Source organism: Sphingopyxis sp. YF1 (assembly GCF_022701295.1).
GTDB lineage: Bacteria > Pseudomonadota > Alphaproteobacteria > Sphingomonadales > Sphingomonadaceae > Sphingopyxis.
Window position 1 is genome coordinate 3,242,436 of sequence record NZ_CP033204.1, and the last position, 15,301, is coordinate 3,257,736.

Below are 15,301 nucleotides of genomic sequence, written 5' to 3' on the forward strand. Positions count from 1 at the left end.
GCCGGCCCTCCGCCTCGCTAGACTTCGCCGCGCCGCCGCCTTACATGCGCCAGCATGGCGGATCGCTTCACCAAGATGCACGGGCTCGGCAATGATTTCGTCGTGATCGACGCGCGAGAGGCGCCGGTCGCGATGACGGCAGCGCGCGCCCACGCAATCGCCGACCGGCGGCACGGCATCGGCTGCGACCAGTTGATCCTGCTCGAACCGTCGGAGAAGGCCGACGTGCGCATGCGTATCTTCAACGCCGACGGCGGCGAGGTCGAGGCGTGTGGCAATGCGACGCGCTGCGTCGCGACGCTGATCGGCAAGCCCGCCGTGATCGAGACGCTGGGCGGGATGCTGCGCGTGGCGCCCGCCGACGGCGGCGCGGAAGTGACGCTGGGTGAACCCGAATTCGACTGGGAGCATATCCCGCTAGCGATGCCGATGGACACGCGCGACATGCCCGTCGCGTGGGACGAACTGGAGCATGGCGCGGCGGTCAATGTCGGCAATCCGCACATCATCTTCTTCGTACCCGAAGCCGATGCCATTCCCTTGGCCGACCTCGGCCCGCGGATCGAGACCGACCCGCTCTTCCCCGAGCGCGTCAACGTCAATGTCGCGAGCCTCGACGGCCCCGACCGTTTGCAACTGCGCGTGTGGGAGCGCGGCGTCGGGTTGACGCAGGCGTGCGGCACCGGCGCCTGCGCGACCGCGGTCGCGGCGATCCGCGCGGGCAAGGTCGCCTCGCCGGTGACAGTCTCGCTGCCCGGCGGCGACCTGATCATCCGCTGGGCGCCCGGCGAACCCATCGTGATGAGCGGCGCCGCGACGCGCGTGTTCGACGGCGAGACCGACTGGGCCCAGTTCGGATGAGCGTCGCAACGCGGGGCGGCGCCGAAGTCGTCAATTTCGGATGCCGGCTGAACATCGCCGAGGGCGAAGCGATCCGCGCGGCGGTCCGCGAGGCGGCGGCACCGGACACGATCGTCTTCAACAGCTGCGCGGTGACCGACGAGGCGGTGCGGCAGGCACGACAAGCCGTGCGACGCGCCTTGCGGGAAAGCCCCGGCAGGCGCGTCGTCGTGACCGGTTGCGCGGCGGAGCTGGAATCTGCACGCTTTGCCGACATGGGCGCACAGGTCGTGCGCAACGACGCCAAGGGATTGGCGGCGAGCTATGGCGCCGGCCCGGCGGCGGTACCCGGCCGCGACTACACCCCCGCCCTCTCCGGTGCCGATCACGCGCGCGCCTTCCTCGGCGTGCAGACCGGCTGCTCGCACAGCTGCACCTTCTGCGCGACGGTGATCGCGCGCGGGTCCGCCAGGTCGGCAACCATCAATGCGGTGGTGGCAAGCGCCCGCACCGCGCTCGACCGCGGCCAGCGCGAGATCATCCTGACCGGGGTCGATCTCGCCAGCTATGGCGACGACAGCGGAGCTAGCCTCGCGGCGCTGGTCGAGGCGCTGCTCGCGCTGCCCGACCTGGAACGGTTGCGACTGTCGTCGCTCGACCCCGATCGCATCGACGAGGCGCTGTTCGCGCTGCTTACCCGGGAAGCGCGTGTCATGCCCCACGTCCATCTGTCGCTGCAGGCGGGCGACGACATGGTACTGACGCGCATGAAGCGCCGCCACCGCCGCGCCGGGGCTGTCGAGCTGACCCGGCGGCTCAAGGCGGCCCGCCCCGAAATCGCGATCGGCGCCGACCTGATCGCCGGCTTTCCCACCGAGGATGAAACCATGTTTGCCAATTCGCTGGCGCTGATCGACGATTGTGACATCGTCTTCGGCCATATCTTTCCTTACAGCGCTCGCGCCGGAACCCCCGCCGCGCGCATGCCGCAGGTCGGTCGCGGCGTCGCGCGCGAACGCGCCGCGACCCTGCGCGAGGCCAATGCACGGCGCCGACACGCTTGGCTCGACGCCCAGACGGGCCGCATCACCCGCATGCTCGTCGAACGCGACGGACTTACCGGGCATGGCGAAAATTTCGCCGCGCTGACGCTCGCCGCCCCGACGGCGCCGGGACGCATCGTGCCGGTCCGCATCGGCGCCCGCGACGGCGAGCGGATGGCGGCAAGGGAACTGGCAGCATGAGCGGCGCGAGCTGGAGCGAACGGCTGTTCGGCGGCCTCAAACGCACGTCGGAACGCCTTGGCGAAAATCTGGCCGGGCTCGCCGGCAAGGCGCGGCTCGACGAGGACGACCTCGACCGGATCGAGGAAGCGCTGATCACCGCCGATCTTGGCCCCGGCATGGCGGCGCGCATCCGCGATCGGCTTGCGGCGCGCCGTGACGCGGTTGCGGGCAATGTCGAGGAATTGCGCAAGATCGTCGCCGACGAGATTGCCGCGGTGCTGCGCCCGGTCGCCGAACCGCTCGAAATCGACGCCTTTCCCCGCCCGCAGGTCATCCTCGTGATCGGGGTCAACGGATCGGGCAAGACGACAACGATCGCCAAGCTCGCGCACCTGTTCCAGGAACAGGATTATGGCGTGATGCTCGTTGCGGGCGACACCTTCCGCGCCGCGGCGATCGGCCAGTTGAAGGTCTGGGCCGAACGGCTGGGCGTGCCGATCATGGCCGGCCCCGAAGGCGGCGACGCCGCGGGCATCGTTTTCGACGCGGTGAAAAAGGCGACCGCGACGGGCATCGACGTGCTGATCGTCGACACCGCGGGCCGCCTCCAGAACAAGCGCGAACTGATGGACGAGCTCGAGAAGATCAAGCGCGTGCTCGGCCGCCTCAATCCCGCCGCACCGCACGACGTCGTGCTCGTGCTCGACGCGACGACGGGCCAGAATGCGCTGTCGCAAATCGATGTGTTCCGCGAGGTCGCCGGGGTCACAGGTCTGGTCATGACCAAGCTCGACGGCACCGCGCGCGGCGGGGTGCTCGTCGCCGCGGCCGAACGCCACGGCCTTCCCATTCATGCGATCGGTATCGGCGAGACGATTGACGACCTTCGCCCCTTCGACGCCGACGAGATCGCGGGCATCATTGCAGGAAATATCCGATGAACGGACCGATCGACCAGCTGCCCGGCGGACCCGAACCGGTCCCTGCGCCGCCGCCCGCCAAACATGGCGGGCTCAATTTCGCGATCGATTTCGGGCCGCTGCTCGTCTTCTTTCTCGCCTATAAACTCTCGTCGGGCGGCGAAGGCGCCTTCGCCGCGACCACCGCGGCGATCAAGGGCACCATCGCCTTCATGGTCGCGATCGTCGTCGCGATGGCGGTGTCCAAATGGAAGCTCGGCAAGATTTCGCCGATGCTGTGGATGTCGAGCCTGCTCGTTCTGGGGTTCGGCGCGCTCACCATCTGGTTCCACGACGAGCGTTTCATCGTCATGAAGCCGACGATCATCTACGCCGCCTTTGCCGTGCTGCTGCTCGGGGGCTGGTGGTTCGGCAAGCCCTTGCTCAAATATCTGCTCCAGTCGGCGCTCGAAGGGCTGACCGAGCGCGGCTGGCTGCTGCTGTCGCGCAACTGGGGCCTGTTCTTCGCCGCGCTCGGCATCGCCAACCATGTCATGTACGAACTCATCCAGGCGAAGCAGATGAGTTTCGACCTGTGGCTGACGATCAAGGTGTGGGGCGTCACCGCCCTCTCCTTCGTCTTCACGCTGACCCAGCTGCCGGTGATGATGAAGAACGGGCTCGCGCTGCCCGAGGAACCGGCAGCCGACAAGCAAGCTTGAGCCACACCCCCCGGGCTGGCATACCCCCCGCCGGGCTCGGGGTCGCACCGCGTCCGACAACAAGCGAGGGGGAACTGCCATGGACAAGTTTTTCGGTAATCTGCACGCCGTTCTGGGCACCGGCCTGGTGCTGGCGATCGTACTGATGCTGTGCCTCAACGGCCAGAATTTCGAGGATGGCCTCGCCGCGGGCAACGCGATCATGCGCTGGCTGCACACCTTCTTCGGCGTGCTGTGGATCGGGCTGCTCTATTATTTCAACTTCGTCCAGATGCCGACGATGCCCAAGATCCCGGCCGAGCTGAAACCCGGCGTGTCAAAGCATATCGCGCCCGCCGCGCTCTTCTGGTTCCGCTGGGCGGCGCTGATCACCGTTCTGCTGGGCATCGCGATCGCCGGCCATTCCAAATATCTGGCGCCCGCGCTCGGCCTTCAGGACCCGTACAAGCTGATCGGCGTCGGCATGTGGCTGGGCCTGATCATGGCGTTCAACGTCTGGTTCCTGATCTGGCCGAACCAGAAAAAGGCGCTGGGCATCGTCGAAGCCGACGATGCGACCAAGGCGAAGGCTGCGCGTACCGCGATGATCTTTTCGCGGACCAACACCCTGCTGTCGATCCCGATGCTCTATGCGATGGTGAACTTCAGCTAAGCCACCGGCAACGGTTCGGAAAGGGCGTCCCGGGAAACCGGGGCGCCCTTTTCTTTTCCGTGCATGCCTTGGCGGTTTCGATCCTCAGCCCTGCTCGACCGCCGCCTTGTGCATGCGGCCGTTGAGCACATAATGGGCGACGCCGACCTGCATGCCGGCGGCCTGTTCGTCGCCGATCTCGCGCACGCGGCGCGCGGGCGAACCGGCCCAGAGTTCGCGCGACGGAATTTCCTTGTGCTCGGTGAGCAGCGCGCCGGCGGCGAGCATTGCGTCGCTGCCGATGCGGCACCCGTTCATCACCGTCGCCTTCAGGCCGACGAAAGCGCGGTCGTCGAGGACGCAGCCGTGCACCATCGCGAGATGGCCGATCAACACATCCTCGCCGATGATCGTCGGATAGCCGTCGGGGCGATGCGGCATCGGGCCGTCGCAATGGACGACGCTGCCATCCTGGATGTTCGAACGCGCGCCGACCTCGATATGGCTGACATCGGCGCGCAGCACGCAATTGTACCAGATGCTGACGTCGGGACCGATCCGCACGTCGCCGATAATCCGGCAGCCGGGCGCAATGAAGGCGCTGGGATCGATTTGCGGCGTCTTGCCGTTCACGGTAATGATGCTGATGTCCGCGCGTGTCATTCGTCGCGACCTCCGATAATATGTTTCCAGATCAGGATCGGCAACGTCGAGGCATAGTCGTCGGTCCAGCGGGTGAAGCCTTCGCGTCCCGCAAGCGGGACCCAGACGCCATCGTCATACGCCTTTTCGCGCGGTTGGATACCGCCCGTCAATTGCCGCATGCGCTGCGGCGTCGCGGTGAGCGCGACCCAGTTCGAACTGGTGAGCGATGCCGCTTCGCCGCCGGTCGCGGGGTCCATGCGGATCGCCGCGGTCCAGCCGCGCGCCCGGGCCTCCGCCGCAAGCACGGGTTCGAGGTTGAAGAAACGGTTCGAGATGTGGATGAGCAGGATGCCGTCGGGCTTGAGTGCGCGCGCATACACCCCGATCGCTTCGCTCGTCACCAGATGCAGCGGAATCGCATCGGACGAGAAGGCATCGATGACAAGGATGTCGAGGCTGGCGGGCGGCTGCTTGGCAAGCTGGAGCCGGGCGTCCCCGATGATGATCGGCACGTCGGGCGCGCAATCGGCGAGGAAGGTGAATTTCGACCGGTCGCGCGCGATCGCGACCATCGCGGGATCGATTTCGAAGATCGTCCATTGCTGGCCCGGCCGGCGGTAACAGGCGAGCGTGCCGGTGCCGAGCCCGACGATCCCGATCGCGGCATTGGGCCCGGCAAGCGCCTCGGCCTTGTCGAGTGTCAGCCCGACCCCCGACTGGAACCCGTAATAGGTCGTCGGGCGCCGTTCGTGCCCCGCACGGGTGATCTGCAGCCCGTGCAGCGTCGTGCCGTGCGCGAGGCGGCGTTCCTGGCGAACCCCGTCGTCGGCGATGGTGTAGACGCCGAAATAACTGCGCACGCGCGCGCCCGAAAAGCTCTCGTAGATCGTGCTGAGGCCGCCGACGCCGAGCATCAGCGCCGCCAGCGTCGCGACATAGGCCCAGCGCCGGCCGATCGCCAGCAGGCCGATGAACAGGATCACGAGCGCGCCCAGCCCGATCATGCCGTCGAGCGACCCGCGCCAGTCGTCGGCCATGCGCAGCGCGATATAGCATGCGATCAGCACGAGCAGCGCCATCACGAGCGTCGCCCGGCGCGGCTCCAGGCCCAGCCATTTGTCCCACGGAAACAGGACCGGCAGCGGCAACAGCGCCGCCGCAGCCAGCACCAGCAGCGGATGTTCATAGGCCCAGTCGAACACCAGCGGCGCGATCAACGCCGCGAACAGTCCGCCGAGAACGCCGCCCGCCGACATGATCAGATAGAAGAGCGTCAGGTGCCGCGGCGCCGGGCGCAGATGATAGAGATAGCCGTGAAGCGCGACCGCAACGATGAACAGCATCGCGAGGCTGGCGAGCGCGACGATCATCGAGCCGCCGCCGTCGCTGAGCAGCGCGAGCCCGCCGGTCGCGAGCAGCACCGGCGGTGCGATCACGGCAAAGATCTGGACCAGCCGGTCGGCGGTCGAAAAGGCGATCACGAAGCTGAGCAGATAGAGGCCCAACGGCAGCACCCACAGCAGCGGCATCGCGACGATGTCGGTGGTGAGGTGCGTCGTGGTCGACAGCATCAGTCCCGACGGTACCGCCGCGATCAGCAGCCAGTGCAGCTGCCGGCGCCAGGTCGGCGGCGCTTCGTCAGCGGCAGCCGCACCCGAGGCGGGTTCGGCGGCAGCGCCGTGCCACCGCGCCGCAGCGGCGGCGATGACCAGCACGACGAGCAGGGCATAACCCGCGGTCCAGCCCCAGCTTTGCGCCGCAAGCTGCAGCGCCGGTTCGACCAGCGCGGGGTAGCTGATGAGCCCTGCGAAGCTGCCGAGATTCGACGCCGCGTAGAGATAATAAGGATCACCCGCGCGCACGTCGGCGGCGAACCAGCGCTGCATCAACGGTGCCTGGGCGGCGACCGCGAAGAAGACAGGCCCGATCGACGCGGCGAGCAGCAACGGCACCCACAGCGCCTCCTGCCCCGGGGCGGCGGGCGCGAGGTTGGCGATGCCGATCGGCAACCACAGCGCCGCGGCGAGCAGCAGCGCGACGTGGATCATCGCCTGGCGCCGTACCGCGAAGCGGCCGAGCCAATGGGCATAGGCATAGCCGCCGAGGAGCAGCGCCTGATAAACGAGCATCGCGCTGTTCCACACCGCGGGCGCGCCGCCCAATCGGGGCAGCACCATCCGCGCCACCATCGGCTGAACGAGGAAGAGCAGGAAGCTGCCGACGAGGATCGTCGCGACGAACAGCCAGCGGCGTGGCGATGCTGAAGCGGTCATGCGGTTTCCCATGCCAGACGTGATAGCGAGTAGGTGACGTGCGGGCGCAGCGGATCGTCGGCGGCGAGCTTCGGATGATCGAAGTCAAGGTCGGCGCAATATTGCATGCCAAGCCGCTCCATCACCGCGCGGCTGCGGACATTGTCCTGCCACGTGATCGCCCGGACTTCATCGTCGGGCAGGTTCGCAAAAGCCCATGCGACCGCGCCGCGTGCCGCCTCGCTGGCGAAGCCAGCGCCCCAGCAGTCGCGCGCCAGCCGCCAGCCGATCTCGACCTTGTCGGCGACCGGCGGCATGTCGCCGCGGATCACCCCGCACCAACCGATCAATCGCGCATCGCTCCGGCGTTCGAGTGCCCAGAAGCAATGACCATGCTTGGCCGCGTGCCCGCGCATCCACGCGATCCGCGTCGCGGTGGCTTCCATGTCGAGCGGGGGACCGAGGGTCGCCATGACATCGGGATCGCTGCAGATCGCCTGAAAGGGCGCGACATCGCTATCGCGCCAGGCACGCATCGTCAGGCGCGACGTCTCGATCACGCGCCGAGCAGTCTCGCGGCGTGGAGCGCATGATAGGTGAGAATGCCCGAAGCGCCGGCCCGGCGGAAGGCGAGCAAGGTTTCGAGGACGAGCGCGTCGCGGTCGCCGGCTCCGGCCGCCGCGGCGGCCTCGATCATCGCATATTCGCCCGACACCTGATAGGTGAAGACGGGAACCTCGAAGCGCTGCTTCACCGCGCGCACGATGTCGAGATAGGGCAGGCCGGGCTTGACCATCACGCTGTCGGCCCCCTCGGCGAGGTCCATTTCGACCTCGCGCAGCGCCTCTTCGGCATTGGCGGGGTCCATCTGATAGCCCTTCTTGTCGCCCTTGAGCAGCCCGCGCGAGCCGACCGCGTCACGGAAGGGACCATAGAAGGCCGAGGCATATTTGGCGGCGTAACTCATGATCTGGACATGGCCGAAACCCTCGGCCTCAAGCGACTTGCGGATCGCCCCGATGCGACCGTCCATCATGTCGCTGGGGGCGATGATATCGGCGCCGGCGCGCGCCTGGTTGAGCGCCTGCCCGACGAGCACCGCGACCGTTTCGTCGTTGAGCACGCGGCCCGCGCCGTCGATCAACCCGTCCTGCCCATGACTGGTATAGGGGTCGAGCGCGACGTCGGTGAGAACGCCGATGTCGTCGCCGAGCGCCTGCTTGATCGCAGCCGTGGCGCGGCACATCAGATTGGCGGGGTTGAGCGCTTCGGCGCCGTCGTCGCTGCGGCGATCGGCTTCGGTGTAGGGAAAGAGCGCAAGGCACGGAATGCCCGCGGCGACGGCCTCGCACGCACGCGCGACAAGCAGGTCAACCGACCAGCGCGACACCCCGGGCAGGCTGGCGATCGGTTCTTCCACCCCCTCGCCCGCACAAACGAAGAGCGGCCAGATCAGATTGGCGGGGGTCAGATGCGTTTCGCGCACCATCGCGCGGCTCCATGCGGTCCGGCGGGTACGGCGCAGGCGAAGATCGGGAAAGGCGGCGCGAGTCATGCGGCGTGCATAGCGGCGTGCGCGGCGTGGGCAAATGGTTCTTCTGCGCCCCTCCCCTTCGGGAGTGGGCCGCATTCGTCAGCTTCCGTCGCCGGCGCGTTTCGAAGCGACATCGGCGAGGCTGCCGAGCTTGGGTCCCTCAGCCGCCCTTGTCGCGACCGGCGCCAGCGCCGCGCCGGGGGTGATCGCGGTGAGCTGGCGAATGCGCGCGCGGAAATCGGCGAGCGCCTTGCCTTCGAGCCGCGCACGGGTGACGAAGCTGGCGGTCGCGGGGTTGACCGCGCGGCCGTTGCGATAGACTTCGAAATGAAGGTGCGGGCCGGTCGAGAGCCCGGTCGAGCCGATATAGCCGATGACCTGCCCGCGATTGACGCGCTGCCCGGGGCGCACCGCGATGCGGCTCATATGGCCGTAGCCGGTGCCGACGCCGCCGCCATGGTTGAGCTTGACGAAATTGCCGTAACCGCCGTGGCGTCCGGCGATCGCCACCGTGCCGTCGGTCACCGCATAGATGGGCGCGCCGTAACCGCCGCCGAAATCGGTGCCGCTGTGCATGCGCTTGTACCCGAGAATCGGGTGGCGGCGCATGCCGTAGCCCGAGGTCTGGCGCCCGTTGGTCGGCCGGACCATGCCACCGGTGGCCTGCCCGGCGCCCGACGCCTCGAACCATTGCAGGCGCCCGTCGACGGTCCATTCGACCATCGACAATTTCTGTTTTCCACCGCGCACCAGCCCGGCGTAGAGCAATTTCCCGACCTCGGTCTCGCCGGTTTCGGCGCGGCGATAGTCGACGATGATGTCATATTCGTCGCTCGACCGGATTTCGCGGCCCACGGCGATCTGCTTGCCGATCACGCGCAGATAGGCCTGCACCGCCTCCGCGGGAGCGCCGGCAGCGCGCGCCGAGCGATAGAGGCTGTCGCCGACCTTGCCGCGGATGCGCAGCGGGGTCGCGTCGACGGCGATCGGGATACGGCGCATCACCAGACGCCCGTCGACCCGCTCCATCTCGATACGCAGGTCGAAGCGCGCGCGCATCGCGAGCGCATCGACGGGACGCGGCATGGTGCGCGCGGCGCGGCGGCCGAGGATCAGGTCGATGCGCGTGCCCGGCGCGATATCGGCGAGCGGCACGGCCGAGGACACCTGGCTCGCGAGCGCCTGCGCGTCGGCACGGCCGACCCCCGAACGTTCGAGCAGACGCGCAAAGCTGTCGCCGCTGCCCAATGTGGCGGTGAGTTCGATCTGCGGGCGTTCGGGAGTCTGCGTCAGCGGGCGCACCGCGTCGGTCGCCGCCATGTGGCGCCCGGTATCGCCGCCGAGCGCGAGCGGCACGATCATCTGCGCGCGCGCCTCGTTGAAATCGGCGGCATCGAGTGCGGGCGTGCCGCCTGCAACGACGGGTTCGACGCCGGGAAAGGTCGCGATCGCGCTGCCGCAGAGCAAGGTCAGTGTCGCAAGACCGCGCCACCATTCGCGCGAACCGATATTGTCGCCGAGATCGGGGACGAGATCGAGGTTGGCGAGCCGTTCGCGCCAGCCCTCATGCCATTTGGCGTCGCCCGGTTGCTCGGCATGACCGGCACGGCCAAAGGGAATCGCCTGCGTCATCGACAGCGCGGCCGCGTTGCCGGACATGCCCGCAATGGGTTCGTGACGCTGGAACAAAGACTGCAACCCCCATTCGACGCCCGCCGCGCCTCCCGCGCACGGAACATCGATGATGTTTCCGGCTGCCGGTCTGTAAACAAAGGCCGTTAAAGTCAATTTAACGGACGGCTGAAGCCCGGGGCCTTGCGGCGAGCCGTGGCGGCGGCGGGATTGGTTGCGACGCCGATATCCGCACGGCACGCCCCGCAATGGTGGATTTCTTTTCCGGCCCGTCGATCGGCTGTTGCGCCGCAGCGCAGCCCATGCCAGCACGGGGGCAAGGCAATGACGTCAACCTCTTCCACCCCGGTCAAGGCAGTCCTTGGCCCCACCAACACCGGCAAAACCCATTTGGCGGTCGAGCGCCTGACCGCTCATGCCAGCGGCATGATCGGCTTTCCGCTCCGGCTGCTGGCGCGCGAAGTCTATGACCGCGTCGTCAGGATCAAGGGAGCAAACGAGGTCGCGCTGGTGACCGGCGAGGAGCGGATCATGCCCCCGCAGGCGCGCTACCTGCTCGGCACGATGGAGGCGCTCCCTCTGACACGCGACGTCGCCTTCGTCGGCATCGACGAGGCGCAGCTCGGCGCCGATCCCGAGCGCGGCCATGTCTTCACCGACCGCATGCTCCGCGCGCGCGGTCGCGAGGAGACGATGATCCTCGGATCGGCAAGCATCACCGGGCTGGTCCGCGACCTGGTGCCCGAGGCAGAGATTGTCGGGCGCCCGCGCTTCTCGACCCTGAGCTACGCCGGCACGTGCAAGCTGTCACGGCTGCCCAAGCGATCGGCGGTCGTTGCCTTCTCGGCCGAGGAGGTTTACGCGATCGCCGAAATGTTGCGCCGCTTTGCCGGCGGCGCGGCGGTGGTGATGGGGGCGCTCAGCCCGCGCACGCGCAACGCGCAGGTCGAGATGTTTCAGGCGGGCGAGGTCGATTATCTCGTCGCCACCGATGCGATCGGCATGGGGCTCAACCTCGACGTCCAGCACGTCGCCTTTGCGTCCTTGCAGAAATTCGACGGGCGGCGGTTGCGGCGGCTGACGATCGCCGAGATGGCACAGATCGCCGGACGCGCCGGGCGGCACCAGCAGGACGGCAGTTTCGGCACCGTCGGCCTGCCCCAGGGCGGTTTCACCCCCGAGGAGATCCACGCGATCGAGGAGCATCATTTCCCGCCGTTGCAAAGCGTCTATTGGCGCAATCCCCTCCCCGGCTTCGGATCACTCGAACAATTGCTGGCCGACCTCGCCGAGCCGCCGTCGCACCCGCGGCTGCGCGCGGCGCCCGAGGCGGTCGACCTCGCGGTGCTCAAGCATCTCGCGGGTGACATGGAAGTGCGCGCACGCGGCGGCGATTTCGACGCGGTGGCGCGATTGTGGGACGCGTGCGGCCTCCCCGATTTCGAGCAATTGGGCGCCGAGCATCACAGCCGGACGGTGCTGAAGCTGTGGCAGTGGCGGACGAGCGGCGATGGCATGATCGACCCCGACTGGTTCGCACGGCGACTGGCACGGCTCGATTCGACCGACGGCGACATCGATCAGCTCGCGAGCCGGATCGCCGCGGTGCGGACGCTCTGCTTCATCGCGCAGCGCGGCGACTGGATCGCCGACGCCGCCGGCTGGACAGCACGCACGCAGGACCTCGAAGCCAGGCTGTCCGACGCGCTGCACGCGGCGCTGGCGCAGCGTTTCGTCGATCGGCGGCTTGCACTTCTCATCCGCGACGCCGGACAGCGCGACGCGGCATTGCCGGTCGCGGTCGGGCCCGACGGCACCGTCGCGGTCGACGGCGAGGCGATCGGGACGCTGAAGGGCTTCCAGTTCAAGGTCGACGCGACGGCGCGCGCGAGCGATCACCGGCTGCTGCTCGCCGCCGCCGAAAAGCATCTCCGCGCCGAACTCGCGCGCCGCGCCGCCGCGCTGGCCGAGGGCGAGGATGCCGCGCTTTCGCTGGTCGGCGCGCCGGGCGAGCCGCCGCGCCTCGCTTGGCATGGCGACGTCGTCGCGACACTCGCCAAGGGGCCGACGCTCGTCCAGCCGGCGATCCAGATCGAACCCGCACTGCGCCGGCTCGACCCGCCGCAGGTGCAGGCGATTTCCGAACGGCTGCACCGCTTCGTCGCGGCGCAACTCACACGCCACGCCGGACCGCTCGCGGCGATGGGCGCTGCCGCGGGCGACCTGTTCACTCCGCCGCGTGTCCGCGCCCTTCTCGCGGCACTGGTCGACGGCGGCGGCTTCGTCGCACGTGACGGCGTCGATGCGCAGCTTGCCGCACTGAGCGCCGATGAACGTCCCCAGCTGCGCAAGATCGGCCTGACCATCGGCTCGCTCGATCTGTTCCATCCCGCGCTGCTGAAGCCCGAAGCGGTGCGCTGGCGCGCCGCGCTGCTCGCCGCGCAGCAAGGGGGCCATGTGCCCGCGCTGCCGCCGCACGGCGCGGTGTGGCAGAAAAACGGCCTGCCGGCCGCGCTCGCCATCGCCGGCTTTCGCCGCTGCGGCGACGGATGGCTGCGTATCGATATGGCCGAACGCCTCGCGCGGCAGGCACACGCCGCACGCTTGCAGGCCGACGCCAAACCCGCCGCGCCGATCGCGGGCGGAGACGAGCATGACGAGGACCATGGCGGGCACGAAACCGCCGCCACCGCCGCCCCGCCCGCAGGTTTTGCGATCGACTCGGCACTCGCCACCTCGCTGGGACTCGACGACGCGGCGCGGCGCGGCTTGCTGCAGGCGTTCGGTTTTCGAAGCGTCGGCGATCCCGAACTCGACCGCTGGCGCTGGTCGGGGCATCGCGGCCGCGACAAGAAGCCGCGCCGCAAGCCTGCCCGGAAACAGGGACAGCGCCCGCAATCGGCGCAGCCTGTCGCCGTGGCCGGGAAGGACCGGTCGTTCGCCGCACCCGGCACGCCGCACAAGAACAAGAGGCACAAGGGCGGCAAGCCCGGCACCCCGCCGCCGCGACAGGATCGGCCCGACCGGACGGCCCGGCGCGGCCCGTCGCCGCACAGCCCGTTCGCCGGCCTCGCCGCGCTGCTCGCCGACGCGCGGAAGGATTGATGTCCAGCCCGGGGGCCGCAGGGAGCATCCGGCTCGACAAGCTGCTCTGGTATCTGCGGTTCGCACGCTCGCGCGCGATCGCACAGGCGATGGTCGCGGCGGGGCATATCCGGCTCGACGGCCGGCGCGTGACGCGCGCTTCGGCGGCGGTGCACGCCGGTGCGACGCTGGTGCTGCCGATCGGCGAACGAATCGAAGTCATCCGGCTGCTGACGCTGCCGTTGCGTCGCGGTCCCGCGCCCGAAGCGCAGGCTTGCTACACACGTCTCGATCCCGTGGCTCCCGCCGCGAGTTGAACTATCGGCGCGACGAGAAATGCTGTGCCGCCAAAGCGGCGCCGGGCGGCTATTCGATGAGAGTGATTCGCAACAGTCGCTTAGCGTTGACGCGTGCGCGCCGCGCGGCCTAGAGGCGCTGAATCGCATCTGTTGGACGGCGAGGACGCCGCCTTCGAAGGGAGCCTGTATTCCATGACCTATGTCGTCACCGACGCCTGCATCCGGTGCAAATATATGGACTGCGTCGAGGTGTGCCCCGTCGACTGTTTCTATGAGGGCGAGAATATGCTCGTCATCAACCCGAACGAGTGCATCGATTGCGGCGTGTGCGAACCCGAATGCCCCGCCGAGGCGATCCTGCCCGACACCGAGAGCGGCCTCGAAAAATGGCTCGAGCTCAACACCAAATTCAGCGCCGAATGGCCGAACATCACGGTCAAGAAGGACAGCCCGGCCGACGCCGACGAATTCAAGGGCGTCGAAGGCAAGTTCGAGACGCATTTCTCACCCGAGCCCGGCGAAGGCGACTGAAGCCGGTCGACAGGGATTCGGAAGGGCGGGACTTTCCCGCCCTTCTTTTTGCCCTCTTGAATCCGCCGCGCACGGCGCCGATGTAGGGCGGTGGAGGGGCCAGCCCGCCGAATTCTCGGTGCGGTATCCCGGATAATGAAGGACGCATTCCCAATGATCGACCCGCTCGCCGCTTTGGTGCCCACCGTCGTTGAACAGTCGAGCCGCGGCGAGCGCGCCTTCGACATCTTCTCGCGCCTGCTGCGCGAACGCATCATCTTCGTCACCGGCGAGGTCGAGGACCAGATGGCCTCGCTGATCGTCGCCCAGCTTTTGTTCCTCGAATCGGAAAATCCGAAGAAGGACATCTACATGTACATCAACTCGCCGGGCGGCGTCGTCACGGCGGGCATGGCGATCCACGACACCATGCAATATATCCGCCCGCGCGTCGGCACGGTGTGCATCGGCCAGGCCGCATCGATGGGCAGCTTCCTGCTCGCCGCGGGCGAACCCGGCATGCGCGTCGCGCTGACCAACGCCCGCGTGATGGTCCACCAGCCGTCGGGCGGCGCGCGCGGCATGGCGTCGGACATCGAGATCCAGGCCAAGGAAATCCTGCGCATCCGCAAGCGGATGAACGACCTCTATGTCCAGTATACCGGCAAGTCGCTGAAAGAGATCGAAAAGGCGATGGACCGCGACACCTTCCTCGAGGCCGACGAAGCCAAAGCATTCGGGCTGGTCGACCATGTCTATGACCGCCGCCCCGACGGCGATTCCGCGACCAAGGACCTCGGCAGCGGCGGCGCCCCCGAATGACCCGGCGCGATCCGCGGACGGGCGCCTCGCCGCGCCGTCCGCGGGCCATGCCCGGACCGCCGATCGCCGGTAACCGCGTTTCTTGACGCCCCGTTCGCCGCATGTCGCTAGCCGGGGGCATTGTCCCGCCGTCACCCAATTGCCATATTGTAATTGGGTGGTCGCGGGCTAGGATAATGGACGGCGCCTCCAGCGGGGGCGGCGT

The 15,301-nt window shown here is 68.2% G+C and carries 14 protein-coding genes; 9 read left to right on the forward strand and 5 right to left on the reverse strand.

Annotated features, from left to right (window positions below):
* Positions 1 to 54: 54 nt before the first annotated feature.
* The 5 genes from dapF to EAO27_RS15740 all read left to right on the forward strand — a co-directional run bounded on the left by dapF (position 55) and on the right by EAO27_RS15740 (position 4,339).
* Entirely contained in the window at positions 55 to 861 is an 807-nt protein-coding gene (gene dapF, locus EAO27_RS15720; protein WP_242771458.1) for a diaminopimelate epimerase, read from the forward strand.
* The gene (locus tag EAO27_RS15725; protein WP_242771461.1) at positions 858 to 2,084 is read left to right on the forward strand and encodes a MiaB/RimO family radical SAM methylthiotransferase; all 1,227 of its coding nucleotides are present in this window, start codon (positions 858 to 860) and stop codon (positions 2,082 to 2,084) included. The genes dapF and EAO27_RS15725 overlap by 4 nt, the downstream gene beginning before the upstream one ends.
* Positions 2,081 to 3,007: a signal recognition particle-docking protein FtsY gene (gene ftsY / locus EAO27_RS15730; protein ID WP_242771463.1), complete on the forward strand. Its 927-nt coding sequence runs from the start codon at positions 2,081 to 2,083 to the stop codon at positions 3,005 to 3,007. The genes EAO27_RS15725 and ftsY overlap by 4 nt, the downstream gene beginning before the upstream one ends.
* A complete protein-coding gene (locus tag EAO27_RS15735; RefSeq protein ID WP_242771465.1) occupies positions 3,004 to 3,687 on the forward strand; it encodes an inner membrane-spanning protein YciB in 684 nt (227 codons plus the stop codon). The genes ftsY and EAO27_RS15735 overlap by 4 nt, the downstream gene beginning before the upstream one ends.
* Positions 3,688 to 3,766: 79 nt before the next feature.
* A complete protein-coding gene (locus EAO27_RS15740) occupies positions 3,767 to 4,339 on the forward strand; it encodes a urate hydroxylase PuuD (protein ID WP_242771467.1) in 573 nt (190 codons plus the stop codon).
* 84 nt (positions 4,340 to 4,423) lie between these two features.
* On the opposite strand, the gene EAO27_RS15745 is transcribed toward EAO27_RS15740, so the two are convergent.
* The 5 genes from EAO27_RS15745 to EAO27_RS15765 form a co-directional block, all read right to left on the reverse strand.
* Positions 4,424 to 4,981 carry a gamma carbonic anhydrase family protein gene (locus EAO27_RS15745; protein WP_242771469.1) on the reverse strand — a complete coding sequence of 186 codons (558 nt, stop codon included), beginning with the start codon at positions 4,979 to 4,981 and terminating at the stop codon, positions 4,424 to 4,426.
* Positions 4,978 to 7,236 (reverse strand): fused MFS/spermidine synthase, encoded by a 2,259-nt coding sequence (locus EAO27_RS15750; RefSeq protein ID WP_242771472.1) that lies wholly within the window; start codon positions 7,234 to 7,236, stop codon positions 4,978 to 4,980. The genes EAO27_RS15745 and EAO27_RS15750 overlap by 4 nt, the downstream gene beginning before the upstream one ends.
* A complete protein-coding gene (locus tag EAO27_RS15755) occupies positions 7,233 to 7,775 on the reverse strand; it encodes a GNAT family N-acetyltransferase (RefSeq protein ID WP_242771475.1) in 543 nt (180 codons plus the stop codon). Before EAO27_RS15755 ends, EAO27_RS15750 begins: the two co-directional genes overlap by 4 nt.
* Entirely contained in the window at positions 7,772 to 8,770 is a 999-nt protein-coding gene (gene hemB, locus EAO27_RS15760; protein ID WP_242771478.1) for a porphobilinogen synthase, read from the reverse strand. Before hemB ends, EAO27_RS15755 begins: the two co-directional genes overlap by 4 nt.
* A 78-nt stretch (positions 8,771 to 8,848) precedes the next feature.
* Complete coding sequence (locus EAO27_RS15765; RefSeq protein WP_242771480.1) at positions 8,849 to 10,408, reverse strand: M23 family metallopeptidase; 1,560 nt, start codon at positions 10,406 to 10,408, stop codon at positions 8,849 to 8,851.
* A 297-nt stretch (positions 10,409 to 10,705) separates the two neighbouring features.
* Between EAO27_RS15765 and EAO27_RS15770 the strand changes: the two genes are divergently transcribed.
* The 4 genes from EAO27_RS15770 to clpP all read left to right on the forward strand — a co-directional run bounded on the left by EAO27_RS15770 (position 10,706) and on the right by clpP (position 15,096).
* Entirely contained in the window at positions 10,706 to 13,486 is a 2,781-nt protein-coding gene (locus tag EAO27_RS15770; protein ID WP_242771483.1) for a helicase-related protein, read from the forward strand.
* A complete protein-coding gene (locus EAO27_RS15775) occupies positions 13,486 to 13,782 on the forward strand; it encodes a S4 domain-containing protein (RefSeq protein WP_242771485.1) in 297 nt (98 codons plus the stop codon). Before EAO27_RS15770 ends, EAO27_RS15775 begins: the two co-directional genes overlap by 1 nt.
* Positions 13,783 to 13,956: 174 nt before the next feature.
* Positions 13,957 to 14,295 (forward strand): ferredoxin FdxA, encoded by a 339-nt coding sequence (gene fdxA, locus EAO27_RS15780; RefSeq protein WP_242771487.1) that lies wholly within the window; start codon positions 13,957 to 13,959, stop codon positions 14,293 to 14,295.
* A 153-nt stretch (positions 14,296 to 14,448) separates the two neighbouring features.
* Positions 14,449 to 15,096: an ATP-dependent Clp endopeptidase proteolytic subunit ClpP gene (gene clpP, locus EAO27_RS15785; RefSeq protein WP_242771489.1), complete on the forward strand. Its 648-nt coding sequence runs from the start codon at positions 14,449 to 14,451 to the stop codon at positions 15,094 to 15,096.
* The last annotated feature ends 205 nt before the right edge of the window (positions 15,097 to 15,301 follow it).

Coding starts and splice junctions, on each gene's coding strand:
- dapF (WP_242771458.1), top strand. CDS start 55: ATGGCGGATCGCTTCACCAAGATGCACGGGCTCGGCAATGATTTCGTC.
- hemB (WP_242771478.1), bottom strand. CDS start 8,770: ATGACTCGCGCCGCCTTTCCCGATCTTCGCCTGCGCCGTACCCGCCGG.
- EAO27_RS15750 (WP_242771472.1), bottom strand. CDS start 7,236: ATGACCGCTTCAGCATCGCCACGCCGCTGGCTGTTCGTCGCGACGATC.
- ftsY (WP_242771463.1), top strand. CDS start 2,081: ATGAGCGGCGCGAGCTGGAGCGAACGGCTGTTCGGCGGCCTCAAACGC.
- EAO27_RS15740 (WP_242771467.1), top strand. CDS start 3,767: ATGGACAAGTTTTTCGGTAATCTGCACGCCGTTCTGGGCACCGGCCTG.
- clpP (WP_242771489.1), top strand. CDS start 14,449: ATGATCGACCCGCTCGCCGCTTTGGTGCCCACCGTCGTTGAACAGTCG.
- EAO27_RS15725 (WP_242771461.1), top strand. CDS start 858: ATGAGCGTCGCAACGCGGGGCGGCGCCGAAGTCGTCAATTTCGGATGC.
- EAO27_RS15770 (WP_242771483.1), top strand. CDS start 10,706: ATGACGTCAACCTCTTCCACCCCGGTCAAGGCAGTCCTTGGCCCCACC.
- EAO27_RS15765 (WP_242771480.1), bottom strand. CDS start 10,408: ATGTCCGGCAACGCGGCCGCGCTGTCGATGACGCAGGCGATTCCCTTT.
- fdxA (WP_242771487.1), top strand. CDS start 13,957: ATGACCTATGTCGTCACCGACGCCTGCATCCGGTGCAAATATATGGAC.
- EAO27_RS15745 (WP_242771469.1), bottom strand. CDS start 4,981: ATGACACGCGCGGACATCAGCATCATTACCGTGAACGGCAAGACGCCG.
- EAO27_RS15775 (WP_242771485.1), top strand. CDS start 13,486: ATGTCCAGCCCGGGGGCCGCAGGGAGCATCCGGCTCGACAAGCTGCTC.
- EAO27_RS15735 (WP_242771465.1), top strand. CDS start 3,004: ATGAACGGACCGATCGACCAGCTGCCCGGCGGACCCGAACCGGTCCCT.